At 66.1% G+C, this 17,110-nt stretch carries 7 protein-coding genes; 2 read left to right on the top strand and 5 right to left on the bottom strand.

Annotated elements, in window-relative coordinates; translation table 11 throughout:
* The first annotated feature begins 102 nt into the window (after positions 1-102).
* Positions 103-1,452, top strand: coding sequence for an alpha/beta hydrolase (locus ON44_RS42285; protein WP_051183277.1), 1,350 nt, complete (start codon positions 103-105; stop codon positions 1,450-1,452).
* Positions 1,449-5,585, top strand: a complete 4,137-nt coding sequence (locus ON44_RS42280; protein ID WP_040700655.1) for a WD40 repeat domain-containing protein — start codon at positions 1,449-1,451, stop codon at positions 5,583-5,585. Before ON44_RS42285 ends, ON44_RS42280 begins: the two co-directional genes overlap by 4 nt.
* Here the strand turns inward: ON44_RS42280 and ON44_RS42275 are convergent.
* From ON44_RS42275 to ON44_RS42240, 5 genes are all read right to left on the bottom strand, one after another.
* Positions 5,572-8,985 (bottom strand): hypothetical protein, encoded by a 3,414-nt coding sequence (locus ON44_RS42275; RefSeq protein ID WP_051183276.1) that lies wholly within the window; start codon positions 8,983-8,985, stop codon positions 5,572-5,574. The genes ON44_RS42280 and ON44_RS42275 overlap by 14 nt on opposite strands.
* 341 nt (positions 8,986-9,326) lie before the next feature.
* Positions 9,327-10,667 carry a wax ester/triacylglycerol synthase family O-acyltransferase gene (locus ON44_RS42260; protein WP_040700715.1) on the bottom strand — a complete coding sequence of 447 codons (1,341 nt, stop codon included), beginning with the start codon at positions 10,665-10,667 and terminating at the stop codon, positions 9,327-9,329.
* A 212-nt stretch (positions 10,668-10,879) separates the two neighbouring features.
* The gene (locus ON44_RS42255; RefSeq protein WP_040700648.1) at positions 10,880-11,350 is read right to left on the bottom strand and encodes a hypothetical protein; all 471 of its coding nucleotides are present in this window, start codon (positions 11,348-11,350) and stop codon (positions 10,880-10,882) included.
* Positions 11,351-11,398: 48 nt separating this feature from the next.
* Positions 11,399-15,364: a trehalose-phosphatase gene (gene otsB, locus ON44_RS42250; RefSeq protein ID WP_281005909.1), complete on the bottom strand. Its 3,966-nt coding sequence runs from the start codon at positions 15,362-15,364 to the stop codon at positions 11,399-11,401.
* Between the two features lie 294 nt (positions 15,365-15,658).
* Complete coding sequence (locus tag ON44_RS42240; protein ID WP_040700645.1) at positions 15,659-17,089, bottom strand: serine hydrolase domain-containing protein; 1,431 nt, start codon at positions 17,087-17,089, stop codon at positions 15,659-15,661.
* Positions 17,090-17,110: the final 21 nt, after the last annotated feature.

Genomic DNA, 17,110 nt, shown 5'->3' with positions numbered 1-17,110 from the left:
AGGCACTTGCACAGCATCGACGAGGGGGCCGACGTCATGGCTATTCCGGAACCACCATGGCCGACAGCCCTGGGGACGCGTCGGTACCTTAGCGACGACGCGGTGGTGATCGTCCCGGGCATCATGGGCACCGAGTTGATCGACGCCGAGTCGCGGCGACCGCTGTGGGGCTTGCGCAGACTCGGCTGGTACGTCCGGGCGTGGAGTCGGGGTGACGGACTCGAAGAGCTCGCCCTCACCGAGGACGAACTCGCGGGAAAGACCGGCCGGGTGCTGCCGAATGGGCTGCTCAGATTTCCGGCGTATATGCCACTCGTCTCGGGGATGGAACCGTACGGTCCGCTGACGAAGGCGATTCGGAGGGCCTCTATTCACCCCGAAGCGGTACTCGAATTCGGATACGACTGGCGATTGCCGGTACGGCACAACGCGGCTCTGCTTGCGGCGGCAGCAGCAGACCACCTCGAACGATGGCGGAAAAGAGCGGACCGGCCCGACGCTCAACTGGTGTTCGTCGCGCATTCCATGGGCGGGCTGCTGTGCCGCGCCATGCCCGAGGATGGCGAACTCGCGCGGACAATCGGCGCGACGGTCACCATGGGCACGCCCTTCGACGGGGCCGTGAAGGCCGCGGTGATTCTCGGCTCGGGCGAAGGCGCACCGGTACCCGCGCGCAGGCTGAGGGATGTCGCGCGCACGATGCCAGGAATATACGACCTGCTGCCGATGTACCGCTGCGTCCACGACGGGCTCGACGTACGACATCTGACGCCGACCGATATCGCGAACCTCGGCGGGAGCCGCGAACTCGCCGACGCCGCGTTCGACACACATCGCACGCGTCGGACACTTATCGAACATCTTCCGCTCGTCGGGCTGCGGCAGCCGACACCCAGCAGCATCACCATCGACAACGGCGTGATCACCATGCAGGGCTACACATTCCGACCGGCGCCCGACGGTGATGTGGAACGGATGGCCAACGGCATCCCCAGTCGATTCGTCGGCCTCGGCGACGGCACCGTTCCTCGCAATTCCGCCATACCTGAAAGCGCGGGCATGTTCGAACGGGTTTCGCAACAGCACGGAAGTCTCGCCAGTTGTGCCGAGGCGATCGATTTCATCCTGGATGTTGTGCGCCATCGCATCGAGGATCGGGGTCCGAGACTCGGCGGCGCCGACGGTATCGGAATCGACGTACCCGACCACGTCGAACCCGGTATCGGGTGGCGGGCCGAGATCGCTGGTGCGTCGCGACTCCAGGCGATGTGCGTCGTATCGGACGCCGACAGCGGCGAGGAATTGGACCATCCCGACCTGATGCCCGCCGACGACAAGCTCGTCGCCGATATCACCCTTCCCGCGCCGGGACTGTATCGGATCACCGTGACCGGCGGCGGGGGCTCCCCGGTCAGTCAATTGGTGATGGCCGCCGAGCCCGCGCAACCGTGATCGAGGATGAGGATGCGCTGGAATTCTTTCCCATAGCTATCGGGGAGTACCCAGGGCAGACGCATCTGGCGCTGCCGACCGCAGAAGATGAGATCGACCGTGTCGCAACGGCGCTACAGGAGTTCGGCGTCGCCGCGGTGCCGTGGGATGCGGCGATGCCCGAGCGGGGGTCCGATGCTGTGGACGACCGTCTCAGCGCATGGACGAAGTCCGGTGCGCAGCGCAGCCTGCTGCTCTGGGTCGGGCACGGCTGGCGCGTCGGAACCAAAGCGGCACTCGCGCATGCGAAGAGTCCGGACCGGGACTGGACGCGATCGATCACGCCGGACAAGCTCGCGAGTGTCATCGCCGCACGCGTGGATCCCTACGATCAGGATCAGTGGTCGATCATCGTCGTAGACGCCTGCGCGTCGGCGATTTTCGTCCAACGACTGAGCAATGAGGTGGATCTCCAGGTCCAGCTAGCGAACCGCCGTTTTCTGCTGGTCGGAGTGTCCGGCGACGGTCCGACGAATCTGGGAAAGTTCAGCGCGGCACTCGAAACCGCGCTGGAGGACACTTTCGGTGCGGAATCACGCATATCCCTGTGGGATCTGGCAGGCGAATTACGTCGGCTCCTCCCGGGCTCAGAGGTGGTCCCGAAGACCATCGTCGACGCCGCTCTCTGTCGGCGCGTTCCGGCGATAACGGGGACCATGGTCGACCTCGCGGCCGAGATCCGCAGCGCGCTCAGGAATCTCGACGATCACGAACGTCGGCATTTCGTCGCGAAAGCACAAGGCGGCGATGGAGATGACTATTCGTGGTTCTTCCAGGGGCGCGTCGCCGAGAGCAGACTGATAGTGACCTGGCTTGCCGAATCGTCCTCAGGACTCCTGGTCGTCACCGGCCGACCGGGATCCGGCAAATCGGCGTTGCTGGGGCAACTGGCCGTGCGCAGTGCACCAACGCTTCGGGAAGTCCTGATCCGGCACGGGCTGCTCGATCCTGTTCCCGACGACCAGCGCCCGCCTGACGGTACGTTCGACCTGACCGTCCACCTCACCGGCATGAACGCGGCTGATCTCGTCGACCATATCGCCATGCGGCTCGCGCTCGGGCGGCCGCCCGAGGCGGACGACTCCGATCGATCGGCGTGGTTGCTGGCACGTCTCGGCGAACGTTCCCATACGACACTGCTGATGGACGCGCTCGATGAGGCGGCCGAGCCGATTGCCGTCGCCGAAGCCGTGATTCGGCCGTTGGCACTGCTGCCAGGTGTTCGGGTCATCGTCGGCACACGGCAATCGACTCGCAGTGAGCCGGACCGGCCGGCACCAGAGGATCAGAACTTGCTCGATGCACTACACGCCGACCCTCGCAACACCTTGTGCATCCTCCCCGAACCGGCGGCTGTCGCGCGATATGTCGCGTCCCGTCTGCTCGGAAATGGCACACCGAACCACGATCCGGTGGCTGTTGCCGGCGCCGCGGCAACCATTGCGACCCATGCGCCCGGATTCCTGTTCGCGCACCTCGTCGTAGCGGAGTTGCAGGCGGACCCGGCTTTGCTCACTGACCTCGATGCACTCGAGGCCTTCGTGCGCGGGGATCATCGAGCGGTATTCCGTCGGGCCGTGACGAGATTGGCCGCAGAGGAACCGAGCGCGCAGCCGCTTCTGCACGCCCTCGCACTTGCCCACGGTCGAGGGCTGCCGATTCGGGACGGAGTCTGGAACGAGGTCGCCGGGGCCTTGGCGCCGGATGTCACGATCGGCAACGAGCAGATCCGAACGCTGTTGCGCTCGGCCGCCGCCTACCTCGTCATCGACCGGGAGCGAGAGCAGACCGTCTATCGGCTCGCCCATCGAACGTTCGCGGAATCCTTCACCGAACTGCCCGAAACCCGCAGCCACCGTGCGACAGTCGCCGATGCACTGCTGATGCTAGCCGCCCGGGAAACCACGCAGGTGAATCCGTATGTCGCCACCTATCTCGCCGCGCATATCGCCGACGGCGGCGGTGCTTCGTGGGACGCGCTCGGCGAACTCGACTACGTCATCGGCAGACTCGATATCGAATCCCTCGCTTCGGCCGCGGCGCGTGCGGCGTTCGGCCGCTTCCACCTACCTCCGCAGGTCATGGCGGTACTGGGTAGCAGGCACGTGCTGACCACGGCCGATACTGGGAACAAGAGAGGCATATTCCAGCTCGCCGCCGCCCGGCTCGGCGGCAGCCGAATCGACGCGGGACTGCCCGGCGATTGGTCGGTTCGATGGGCGATGTTAGCCCCGCAATCACCACATCTCACGCTGCGCGGTCACCGTGGCGCGGTCCACGCCCTGGCCACGGTCCGCACGGCAGGCGGGCGAATCCTGCTGAGTTCCGGCGGCTCCGACGGCATCGTGCGACTGTGGGATCCCTCGACCGGCCGGGCCTTCGGCAGGCCGATGTCGGGACACCGAGGCGGCATCTACGCGATCGTCGAAGTTCCGGCACTCGATATCCTCCTCGCGAGCGCAGGTGAGGACACGTCGGTTCGGCTGTGGAATCCGATGACCGGTCTGCCGCATGGCGCACCGCTGCGCGTACACCGCGCGCCGGTCCGCGCCATGGATGTGCTCCCCGGCCGCAGCGGCCGCGTATTGCTGGCCACCGGAGATGATCACGGCGATATTGTCCTGTGGGATGTCGGTGAGCGAGAAGCGGTCTGGGGCTTTCCCGGATTCGGCACGGGCGTTCGCGGCCTGGTGTGCACGATTACCGGCGATCACGGCACCGTGCTGTTCGCCGGATACGACGACGGAACGGTACGTGTGTGGCGCGAGGGTGTCCCGACGCCAGTGGCGGGCCCCGGCCCCAGCCCCGGACACAGTAGGGGCTTGCGCGGTTTGACTTCGTGGCAGGGAAAGCCGGCAGGCTCGGTGCTGTCGACTGGTCACGATGGCCAGCTGATCCGATGGAGCCTCACCGATGCGCAATTGGTAGGCACCTCGGTGCGGCGCGCGAAAACCGGTGTCTGCGCGATCGCTTCGGCACCGCTGTCCAGCGGGGGCTCGATCCTGGCGGCTGGGGACAATAAGGGAATAGTGCACCTGTTCCGAGCCTCGCTGGACGCGAATACTCGAACATTGACCGGTCATCGCGACCGCATCCGCGCGGCCGTCTTCGTTCCCGAAGATAACCGGCTGCTATTGGCGACCGCGGGGAACGATGCCGTGGTGCGTCTGTGGAGCACAGAGGAATCGCTGACGTCATCGGATTCGCCGCCGCGGCTCACGGCCGCGACAGTGGCCGCCGACCGGGGCGTCCTGGTCACCGGCGACGCGGACGGCGTGATCCGCTGGTACGCCGTCGGCAGTGGGACGGCGGTCGCCGCGCCATATCCGGTCCACAATCAGCTAGTGACCGTGCTCAGAGTACTGACCGAGGCGGACGGCGAAACCCTTTTGGTCAGTGCCGATACCGGCGGGAGCGTCTTCGTCACCCGCGATCACGACGTCGTCGCGACGATCGATGCGGGGCGGCCCGTCTCCGCGATCACTCATTTCATTGCCGAGAGTGGAGGTACACGAGTGGTGACCGTAACTCGGAGCGGATTGGCGTTCTGGGATCCGTTGTCCGGCGCGTCCCTCGGACATACACCCGCATCGTCACATCGTCCGCGCGTGGTCACCGATTTCGTCGGTATCGACGGCCGGATCTGGCTCGCTTCCGGCGGTTACGATGCGACAGTCTATCTGTGGGATGCCCAGACCCACACTCATCTCGGCACCATCACCGGGCTATCGGCCAAGGTGAACGGCATAGCGGTCGTCCGGTCCACTGCGGACAGGCCGGTGCTTGCGGTGGCCACCAACAACGAAGTCGTCCGGCTGTGGGACACAGTGAGCACCGATGAGACGCCGGTCGGACTGGTCGGGCATCATGGCCCGGTCCGTGCGATCGCCGCGGCTTCCACCCCGGCTGGACCGCGCCTACTGACTGCGGGCGACGATCAGACGCTGCGTATCTGGGACGCCGAAACCGGCATGCTACTGCGCACTCTCGGCATCTCCGCGGTGGCGACCGCTCTGACAGCCCTCGACGACAACTCGATCATGGTCACCTTCGACGACGGGATCGCCGTGCTCGACATCGTCACCGTCCCATGATGATCCGCAGTTCCGGCACCACATCGAAAGCCCAGTCCAGGACCGCCCCGGCATGACCGACTCGCCGCGCATCGAGCCGGCGAACCCCCTGAGCTGCCGTCGACGCGTCCGATCGCGAGAATCTGCGGATCAGGTAAATTGCCCGGCGGGCCGCGAAGCACGCGTACGCCCGCTCCCACCGATCGGAATCCACCTCGGGCAAGATAGGCGCCAAATCCGGTCTTCTACGGGACAATTCGCCGAGATAGTCGCGCGCAAGCGTGCGACGGGCGGCCAGTCCTTGCGGCGATGTATCGAAGAAGGGCACATCTTCGAGCAATTGGGCGACCTCTAGGCCGAGCGGAAGGAACTGCGACGACGCGAGATCCACCGCGACGATTTCCCCCGAATCGGTCACGAGCCAATTCTCGGTGTGCGCGTCGCGCTTTCCGACCACTGGCAGATCCGCCGGAATCAGTGCCTGCCACAGCCGTGCGCGTTCCCACGGCTCCGAGTAGCCGAGCTTCTTGAAATCGTTCAGGAGCTTGGTCTTTTCGGAGGGCAGATGGTTTTCCCGAGACGGCGGGGCGCCTCGCCAGGCATGGATAATCGCCAGGAGTTTGACCGTGCGGCCAACCGCGCGCACGGCGGAGCCGGATATCCGGCCCGACGCGGTGTCGGCCAGGCTCCACAACGGCACGCCCGCGGCACGCATGCTCGCGGCGTAGTGCGACTCGGTGCCATCCGGTGGGTTTACCACGGCGAACGGGCGTACCGCGCGGATCCACTCCGGTACTCCCGCCGAGACATACGAGTGGAACGACTCGAGACGCGCAACCTCCGCCTCTGCGGCGGTACGGCTGGTCAACGGCTTCAGGACGAGGGTGGACGACAGCAAGCCGTGCGGGTCGTCGAGAACGAAGGTTTCCCGGTTCTTCTGCCCGCCCAACGTTTTGGCTCGGAACTCTTCGGTGGAGATCGCCAGTTCGCAGCCGTGGTGGCGGAGGAAGTCGATCTCCCCTGTGCGGACGGCATGCCAGATCCGAGGGGGCGCGCTGATTCCCGTCGCATCGTCTGTCGGTGGCTCGGAGGGCAATAGCGCACGGACGGACGCGGGCGCCTCGGCATGTTGCACCAATTGCAGCAGCGGCCATGGCCATCGGGGGTCGACCGCCGCGGCGAAGGCGGCACGCTGCGCCGACGCGACGTACATCGCGGGCTCGCCATGCCGCCGCCACAGCAGATACGAGGCCGCCGCGGCAGCCGAGTAGGCTTCGCGTGCCGGTGTATTGCCTTCCGCCACACTCACTGCGCGGGATTCGTCCTTCAGAGCGAGCGCCCGTTCGATCAACGCCGAGTCACCAGTGCGGCGTCCGTAACGCAGATACGCTTCCCCTAGTTGGCTCAACTGTTCCGGGTTGCGGTTGCCGAGTTCGGAGCTGCGCTCGAACCAACGCATCGCCGCCCGCAGATCCTCCACATCGCGGCGCAGGGAGTGCCGCCGCAGATAGGCGTCGCCCATCAGACTCGTGGTCGTGATCTCCTCGGGAACGAACCATTCCGAGGTGTCGTAGGCACTGTCCTGGGTTTCGATCGATGCGAGTGTCACCCCGCCGTCACGATGCTGGGCGAGCCATATCGGCTGCGCTGACTCGGCGAGCCTTTCGAAGGCCGCGATCGCCTCGTCGTACAGCTGCAATGCCAGGCGACGGTCGTCGTCGCTGCCGCCCAGCAGAACGCCGCGCCCGTACCTGTTGGCCGCGCGTGCTGATCCGAACAGCAGACCGAGGTGTGTGGTGTCGGGAGACGCGTCGATCGCGATCCGCATCAGCATGTGGATCCGTCGCAGTACCGCCAGATCACAGGTTCCGACCGGTCCGCCACCATCGCAGCCGATCAGCAGACCGGCCGCATGACTCGCCGCGAAAACCCGGTGACCCGCCTCCGATTGCAGGGCGACCGACTCGAGATGGTCGACCACCGCTCCGATCAACTCGAGGTCGTCCGGGTCGGCTCGCGCGCACAGCGTGCGAGCCGCATATGCCACCGACGCCACCCGCACCGACGCTCGCTGATCGTCCCTGGCAAGCGCCTCGGGCAGGTGGCCGCGTAAGGCGCGAATATCGTCGTTGTGTACCGCCAGCCGCAAGCGCACATCGAGCGCGAGGGCCTCGAGCCGGTCGATCAAGATCGCGTCCGCGCTCAGATGCCGGTCGGCGTAGGCGAGCGCCTCGGCAACCGCATCCACGGCGGTCGTCAACGTTTCGGGCGTATTGCGCTCGACCAACGACCGCGCCCACATCTGGAGTGACCAGGGGAGATACGGGCCGGAGATCGGCGCGCCGGGTTCGGCGCATGCCCGCAGATCGACGATGGCGAGTGCGAGAGGGGCATCGATGGACAGGCCGAGCAGACGCCGTGAATGCGCCACCCGCTGCCACGCCTGACCTCGTTTGATGATGTGGGCACGCAGATCCCGATCGCTCGCGCCTGGCATCCCGCCGATGACGTCGTCCCACCAGAGTGCAGATGCGGTGAAAGCGCTTGCGGCCGCGCGCAGTCCGGTCTCGCCGAGCCCGATGTCGGCGTCGGGTTCTTCGTCGAGTACCTCGCCGCTGGTCATCGGAAGTCGCGCACCGGCGGCCCGAAGCCCACGAATTCCGCGGGCGAACAGCAGTCCTGCCCATCCGGCGGCCACGGCGGTGGTGTTACCGGCCGTATCGCGCGCGGCGACGAGGCAGTCGTGGGAGGCGTCGAGTTCCGCGTCGTTTTCGGTGATCATCGCCAGTCGCTGGTGCACTTCGGCTTTCAGCACGTAATGCTGTGGCGTGTGGTCGCCGTACTGTTCAGCGATGTCGAAGTCGGCCGCGGCGGCTTCGAGCAATGGTCCCGGATCATCGGCGGTGCGCGCCAGGAATTGCTGTGCCACCGCGCGCATTCCACGCCACGCGCGCCGATTGGCGTCCGTCGAGTACCTGTCCAGATGTTCGACTACCAACCAGCATTCGAGCGCAGCGTTCATGGTCGCCCGCATGGACGGTTTCGTATCGGCCCCGCTCACCTCCTGTGTGTAGCGGTACAACCTCCCCGCGAGCCGCAGGTTGACCCCATGCCAGGTACGGATCCAGTTGAACCCTGCGCCTTCCAGCGACGAGGTGAGCACGCGTGTATCGGCAGCCGCGTCGACGAATGCGGCGCGGACCAGCACTTGCCCTAGCAACTCGGCACGAGACAGTGCCCCCGAGTTCTGGCCGGCAGAAGCCAAGTCCAGCAACGATTTCCAGGCCGGGCCCGCCACCCGCGCGGAGCCGCTCGGATCGGCGAGTGCGCTCAGTCGTTCGAATCCGCCGACAGCGGTGGCCGCCTGCGCGAGATCGTCATCGGAGACGACGAATCCAATGGCCCTCAGGAAATCTGTCATCGAGACGCCGAGTAGCGGTCTGGGCGGCGGCAGCGGCGATCGCGACGCTCGGCCTGCTACCCCCGGCGTGAATTTCGGTCTCTGCTTATCCGGCACACCCGCTGTTGGTGTATTCACTAGCCGGTTGATCGGCACGGCGGCGTGAGCCGTTACCCGCGGCACCGAACTCTCCGAGGTTGGCGCCCACCTCGCCGAACCGCCGCCGTTCCCTTCACTTCCCACGCGGCCTGTGTCCACCAACTGACCAACGGCCTGCGGAATCTGTTCAAATTCGCTCGGGGCAATAGCCTTTCCGGCTTGTGCCGCATTCATGTACGCCTTCCCCGTTGATCACTGAACCGTCATCCCTGCGAGCTGCGGGCCCGGTCCAGCAGTTCTGTGATTCCGTGCTCGATTTCGTCGGCGATCAGGTCGATATCGGGGGTGGTGTCGTAGTCGCCGGTGATGCCGAAGGTCAGCCGGTCGGTGTAGCTGAGGATCGCGATGGTGGTGCGCAGTCGCATGGCGATCGGGATACAGGGCAGGATTTCCAGGACCTCACGGCCCTGTAGCGATAATTTCTGCCTCGGGCCGGGGACATTCGTGGCGAGCGCGCTGACACCGTGCTGGGGGTAATGCATGGCCAGCCGCAGGGTCCACGCGACGAATGCGAACGGGAGCCGACCCGCCATCGACAGCACGGACTTCTCGGCTTCGGCCTCACCGCGGGATCGGTGTCGTGCGATGCGCTGGTGGACGGCGGCGAGCCGCTCGACCGGATCGGAGATCTCGACCGGCAGGTACGGCAGCATCGCCGAAACTCGGTTGTCGAGAACATATTTCGCGTCCTCGCGACGCATGGACACCGGTACCAGAATGCGGATCTTATCGGCGGTCGGTTCCTCGCCGCGCTTGTGCAGCACGGTGCGGTAGGCCGAGGCGACGGCGGCGAGGGCGATATCGTTGACAGTCACACCGAACGCGGCACGGATCTCCGCGATGTCGGCCAGTGACGCGCGTGCGACGGCGTAGCGCCGCTGTCGGCCGATCGGGCCGTTGAAGGAGGATGTGCCGGTCGGCGTTACCGCGGCGTACACGACCGGAATCAGGGCCCGCGTCATGTCGAAGGCCATTCTCGGCATGGCCATCGACAGTCGAATGCTCTGGGCCGCCAATCCGAAAGCGTTGATCTGTTGACGTGTTCCGGTGGTCGGGCGCGGCGCACTCGTGCTGGAGACAGGATCGCAGAAACTCTCGAACAGGCCGATGCCGGACGCTCCGTCCACCATGGTGTGATGGGCTTTGATGATCAGCGCCCAGCGATCCTCTGCCAGATGCTCGACGACGATGCACTGCCACAGCGGGTGGTCTCGGTCGAGTCGTTCCTCGAGTTCGGTGGCGACCAGTTCGCGCAGCGCCGCCTCGTCGCCGGGCTCCGGCAGCGCCGTCCACCGCAGGTGATGTGCCAGATCGAAATTTGGGTCGTCCTCCCATACCGGGGCGGTGAGATCCGCGACGGTCCGGCGTACTCGCTGGCGGAGCCGACTATTGCGCACCAGGCTGCCTGCCATCGCGGCGGTGAACTCCTGGCGTGTCGGTACCGGACCGGCGATGATCGCGACCGCGCCGATCCCGAGACTGATGTGCCGGTCGGCGTCTTCCATCTCCATGAAACCCGAATCGAGCGGACCCAATTCGCTCATCGCAGCCACCTACCCCGGCAGCCGCCGAGGCCCGGCCATCGGCTGGGAAACTGCCTGCTATAACGGCAATTCTTCTCGGCGGGGTGCCGCGGGGGCAGATGCCCAAGGTAACCGGGGTTGGTGACGTTGGCCCCCGACACTCGGGCCAGCGCGTGGAACGGGCGCGACCGACGTCCTCTCGCCGATGTCCTGTCGCGCAGCGCGGTGCGGGCCTACTGGCCCGGGGCGATGCGGAATACCGGATAGTCCGGGGCGATGCGCTCGAAGTCGGCGACCGGGGCATCGCGTGGTACCGGGATGTGCGGTCGCGCGCCCGGTGCCAGTTGGAGGTAGCGCCGAAGGATCGGGGCTCGGCTTTCCGGATCGACCGACACCAGCCGGACCGTTTCCCGGCGACCGTGCCGCAGGATGGCTCGGCCGTCTGCGGCGGTCAGATTGCGCACCCAGTTGACGTCGGCACCGAGCATCGATACCACATAGCGCCGCCCGTCGAATTCGGTCAGCACGATCGGAAACCAGATGAGGCGACCGCTGCGCCGGCCCCGGATCCCCAATGCCGCGACCCGACGGGGCATGATTCCGGCCGCGAACGCGCGGGCTGAGAGCCGATTCTGTACGCGCGCGAACAGGTTCGGACGGCCGGTGCGATACAGCCAGCGCAGATAGTCGTGATACCACCGCATGATCCGCTCCTCCGTTGCCGCAGTGTGCTATTCGAATCCGGGCGGGCGCTAGGCGCGAGCCCGGAAGGTCCAGCCGGGGGCCAACTGTTCGATCTGTCCGCGGCATTCGATCTCGATCGGTGGCAAGTTTCCCGGCGCCGACCTGACCTCGACGTCGCCGCCGCTGATTCGGATTCTGAGTTGGTGCCCGCGGTAGGTGATCGGGAATGTCAGCGCACCGAGGGATGACGGCCAGTGCGGCGCGAATATCAAACGCTCGCCGCGGGTTTCGAGCCCGGTGAAGCAGCGTTGCAGCAAATCGATGCTGCCTGCCATAGCGCCGAGGTGGATACCCTCGGCGGTGGTGCCGCCCTGGATGTCACCGATATCGGCCTCGAGGACGCTGTCGAAGAATTCCATCGCTCGTTCCCGGTTGGCGCGGGCCAGCACCCAAGAATGGACGACGCTGCTCAGCGTCGATCCGTGCGAGGTCCGTGCGAGGTAGTAGTCGATGGTGCGGGGGATCATCGATGCGGGCAGGTCGTAGCCGAGTTCTCCCAGCAGTTCCAGCAATTCGTCGGAGGAAAGCAGGTAGAACAGCATAAGCACGTCGGCCTGTTTGGCGGCCCGGTAGCGATTGATGTCGTCGCCCTCCGCCTCGAGTATGCGGTCCAGTCGCTGGATATCGCCGTACCGCTGCCGGTAGCGTGCCCAATCCAATTCGGCCAGTTGGTCGTAGCCCTCGAACTGGCTGATGATGCCATCATGGAGTGGCACGTTCATGCGGCGGCTGACCTCAGCCCAATGCTCCGGCTCCGATGGCGCCACCCCGAGGGTTTCCAGCAGTTCGGTGCGTTCGCGCGGCGCGAGCAGGTCGAGGCCGTCGAGAGCGCGCCGGATTGTCCACACCGCCATGATGTTGGTATAGGCGTTGTCGTCGATGCCCTCGAAAGGGCGTGCCGGATAACCGGAATGGAATTCGTCCGGTCCGATCACACCCCGAATTCGGTAGCGGTCCCGGGTTGCGTCGTAGGTGGCGATGCTGGCCCAGAACCGGGCGATCTCCACCAGCATCTCGGTGCCGCATTCGCGTAGGAACTCGCGGTCGCCGGTCACCTGGTAGTACTGCCATACGTTGTGGGCGATTGCGATGCCGATGTGATTGGCTCGCTGGCTCGGGTCGGGATTCCACCGCCCGGATCGTGGATTGAGATGCATTTGCTGGCTTTCCTCGCGCCCGTCGCTGCCGGACTGCCATGGGAACATCGCTCCGGCGAGGCCGTTTTCGTGCGCCGCGCGTCGCGCCTCGGGCAGTCGCCGGTAGCGATACCGGAGCAATGATCGCGTCAAGGCGGGAAAGCGCAAGTTCAGCACCGGGAAGACGAACAGTTCATCCCAGAACACATGTCCGCGGTATGCCTCACCGTGCAGTCCGCGCGCGGGGACACCGACGTCGAGATCGGCGGTATTGGGCGAGAGCGTCTGCAGTAGATGCAGCAGATGCACGCGCAGCACGCGGGCCGCGTTCTTGCGGTCTTCGAGTTCGATGGACAGCCTATCCCACAGGCGTTCCCAGGCCGCGACATGACCGTCGAGCAGTTGCCCGAATCCGCCCTCGGCGCTGAGCCAGCGCACGACCTCCTCCTCCGGCGTCGAGGTCGCGTGATCACGCCCGGTGCAGATGGTAACGGTCTTCTCCAAGGTGACCGCTGCCCCGCCGGTTACCTCGACGGTGAAATCGTGTCCTATCACTCCATCTTGTTCGACGAAATCCCCTGCCCGGTCGATGATTTTGCCGTTCTGCAGGATCCTGCTGCGCGCCGCGAGTGCCACCGAAATTCCAGACCGGCTGGTCCGTACCGTCAGCAACACCGAATCAGCGGACACCTTTGTCCCCTGCATATCGGTGAGATGGTCACCGGACAGTCCCCGATAGCGTTGCACCAGCTCATTTCGGACAGCTCCGTCCAGGCCCGAACGGATCACCAGGCGCCCCGACCAGTTCTCGGCGACAACCGTGGTCTCCAGAGCGCAGACATGCGGTCGGTGCATAGCGACCACCCGTCGGTGCTCGACCGCGGTGATCCGGCCCGCGGCATCGCGGAACCGGAAGCGGCGGGTGAGCACGGCCCGGCGCAGGTCCAGTTCCTGCCGGTAGAACAGCAATTCTGCGGTGTCGATATCGAACCACGGGCCGTCCTCGATCCGGAACGACACCGGTAGCCAGTTCGGCAGGTTCACCAGACTCTCATTGGAGACTTGCCGCCCGGCGATTTCGTCGGTGAGCCGGTTGTAGATGCCGGCCGCATAGGTCCCTGGATAGTGGTGCTCCCCCGCCCGTGCTTCCGGCGCCGCGCCGCGCGTGGCGAAGTAGCCATTGCCGAGCGTGCACAGTGCTTCTCGGAGTTTCTCCGTCTGGGGGTCGTAGCCGTCGAAGGCCAGCGTCCAGGCCTCGGCGGTGTCCGCGTCGGATTCGCGATGCAATGTCCCGGCGAGCCGGTCGAGGACTTTCCTGACCCGGTCCGGCCCGTCCACCGCGAATCGTGCGGCCGTGCGCCGATCGCCATCCTCGCTGTGGCGCACCACGATTCCGATCCCGTGTGCGGCGACCGCATCGAAGGCGTCTTCGTCGGTGAGATCGTCGCCGAGGTAGATCGGCAGCTCCGGGCGGGCGAGCTGATCCAGGATCCAGTCGAGCGCCCGGCCCTTGTCCCAATTCGTATCGGGGCGCAACTCGGTAACCTTGCGACCGTTGGAGATACGAAGCCCGGACTGTTGCGCGACCGCGTGCACGGCGCCGATCACACTGGCCACCACCTCCGGTGCGGCGTTGCGGTAGTGCACCGCGACGGCGAATCGCTTGTGCTCCACCAGAATTCCGGGAGTTTCGGCCACTCGACGGGTCAGCTCATCCGCGGCAGCGGCAATGGCGTGCTCGGCGGTGGGTGCCGCGTCGTGTACGTGGTAGCTGCCGTCGGGACCGATCAATTCGAAACCATGGCTGCCCGCATACCAAATCCCTTCCAGCCCGACCCGTTTGCGTAGGTCGGTGAGATCGCGACCGCTGATGATCGCGACCGGGCAGATACCGGCGAGTTCGGTGATCGCGGCCGCCGCGCCGTCGACCAGGACGGCGGCGTCCGGATCGGGCACGATCTGGGCGAGCGTTCCGTCGAAGTCCATCAGCACGGCCACATTCGCGGTGTCGAGCAGAGTCGATATCCGGGGCCAGGACTCCAGCGCACCCGGAATCTCCGACATGCGTCGGAACCCGGCGCGCACCCGCACCTCGGCTAGATCGGCAACCACGACATCGGCCCCATGCGCGCGCAATTGATCGGCGTGGCCGGTTCGATCGATACCTATCACCAGCGCGAAACCGCCGCGCCGTCCGGCCGTCACCCCCGCTTCGGCGTCCTCGGCCACGACCGTCCGGCCCGGATCCGCGCCGAGCCGCCGGGCCGCCTCGACCAACATGGCCGGATCGGGTTTTCCCTGCAGCCCTAGATTTTCGGCGACGATCCCGTCGACATGTACCGCGAACAGGTCCCCGATCCCGGCAGCCTCGAGCACCTGGGCACAGTTGCGGCTGGCCGAGAAGACCGCGGCACCGATCCCCGCGTCACGCAGCTCACGGACCAAGGCGACAGTGGACTCGAAGACCGGAACGCCATCGCGGGCCAGCCGATCCTGGAACAGATGATCCTTCCGGTTGCCGAGGCCGCAGACGGTGGCGGCGTCCTCCGGATCGGACGGAACGCCCCAGGGCAGCGAAATACCGCGTGCGGCAAGGAAATCCGCCACACCGCTATATCTCGGCTTGCCGTCGACGAAGCGCTGGTAGTCCGCCGCGGTGAAGGGCGAGCGGTCCTGCCCGGGCTCGGCGGGGCGAGACGCCAGGAAGGGGTCGAACAGGTCGGTCCACGCGGCGGCGTGCATCGAGGCGCTGTCGGTGACCACACCGTCCATATCGAAGATCACCGCGTCGTATCGGCGCGCGTCGATCAATTGTGCGGCCTGCTCGCCTGTGTTCACAGCTCAAGCCTGGGGCGATTTGTCGGCCCGATCAAGAGCCGGAGGTCATGCGGAGAGCGGCCGAATGCCCCACCGCATCCAGGCGATCGGGCGGATGCCGGGAACCGACGGCTCCTGCTCGGCTGCGGCATCACACCGCACCATCGGCGTACGGCGATGGTGGGCCGCTGGCTGAAATGCAGCGCTCGCCAGCCTTCGCCAACCCACCCGCCCCGACCAGCTGCCCGATTCCTGTGTCTGCGCCGCGGCGACCGTGCGGACCGCCATCGGCGCCACACGCGGCTGATTCCTCGTTTATCGGTCGCCGCGGCGCAGCAGCGTCATCGGAACCAGATCGAAATGCATGTGCATCGCATTGCTCGCCGGGGCCCGCTTGAACACGATCCGGCCCGTACCGATGCCGAACCGGGTGAGGTCGACCCGGAATACCCACGGATCGCTGGGGTCGTCCGGATGCAGCGGCAATCCGCGCAGCAAGCTCGGAACGGGGGTCAACAGCCGCAGCACGGGCCTCCCGGAATGGATCCGGACCTGCACTCCGGCGCCGATCATGGAACGGGCACGAAGATCGGTGAGGGCGCCGGGCAGGCGGTAGTAGCCGCAGATCTCGTTCCAGATCTCCGGGTGGTGACCGACGTCGGTTCGAATCGCGTCTGCGCGCACACCCAGCAGATCGTTCATCAGCTCGGAAACCTCCGCGGGCAGCCACAGCATGGCACGGTGCGCTCCGTTGGTGCTTGCGAAGATCGCGAGCCCGTCGTCGGGCGCGACCCAGATCTGGGAGTCGAACCCGGGCAGTATGCCCTGATGTTCGACGATTCGATGACCACCCGCGACACCACGGAAGAAAGCCAGCCCCATTCCCGGTATCCGCCGATCCGGCTGATACTGCGGCTCGAACATCGTTGCCAGCGTGCTGGATTCGACAATCGCGCCGAATTCATTGGCCCCGCCGCCGGAGAGCGCCGCCAGATAACGCGCCATGTCGCGGGGCGTCGAGTAGGCCGACGCGGCTCCGGCGGTCACCATCTCGCGCAGGGCGATGGCGCGCGGTCCATTGCCTCGCAGGCGGTAGCCCGTCGCGAGGCGAGCACGCATGCTCGGCGTGAGCTCCAGGTCGGTATCGGTCATGCCGAGTGGCCGGAAGATATTCTCGCGCAAATACTGCGCCAACGAGATTCCACTGACATCCGCGATGATCTGCCCGAGCGCGGCGAACCCATGGTTGGAGTAGGTCCACCGAGTGCCGGGTTCGGCCCGCAGGCACAAGCCACCTCGGTAGTAGTCCGCGAGTGCTGGTATCGGCGTGCCGAGCGCCACGCTCTCGCCGAAGTCCGGCCGTAAAACCCGTGCGGGATGCGCTGTCTCGCCGATCCCGGCAGTGTGAGTCAACAAGTGGCGCACGGTGGCGGGCCGAAAACCGGGGTCGGCGGGAACGAGCGGAAAGGCGCGCAAGTACCTCTCGGCCGGGACATCGAGGTCGATCAGGCCGCGCTGCACCAGCTGCATAACCCCGATCGCGGTGAACGTCTTGGTGATCGACGCGACCCGCACCACCGTATCCACGGTCATCGGCCGATGCGCGGCGAGATCGGCGAAACCGTTGCCGGAGAAGAACTCCAACCTCCCCGCCCGCACGACCGCCAACGCCGATCCCACCATCGCCCGACGAGCCGGCAAAGCTTCGACCCGATCCCTCACACTGCTTCGTTCGATTACCGACATAGCGACTCCGATCGACTCCTG

Origin of the sequence: Nocardia vinacea NBRC 16497, from assembly GCF_000308835.1 — a bacterium.
GTDB classification, from domain to species: domain Bacteria; phylum Actinomycetota; class Actinomycetes; order Mycobacteriales; family Mycobacteriaceae; genus Nocardia; species Nocardia vinacea.
Note: the sequence above shows the minus strand (reverse complement) of the source record. Positions and strands in the feature narration are given on the sequence as shown.

Coding starts and splice junctions, on each gene's coding strand:
- ON44_RS42275 (WP_051183276.1), bottom strand. CDS start 8,985: ATGACAGATTTCCTGAGGGCCATTGGATTCGTCGTCTCCGATGACGAT.
- ON44_RS42260 (WP_040700715.1), bottom strand. CDS start 10,667: ATGAGCGAATTGGGTCCGCTCGATTCGGGTTTCATGGAGATGGAAGAC.
- ON44_RS42255 (WP_040700648.1), bottom strand. CDS start 11,350: ATGCGGTGGTATCACGACTATCTGCGCTGGCTGTATCGCACCGGCCGT.
- ON44_RS42240 (WP_040700645.1), bottom strand. CDS start 17,089: ATGTCGGTAATCGAACGAAGCAGTGTGAGGGATCGGGTCGAAGCTTTG.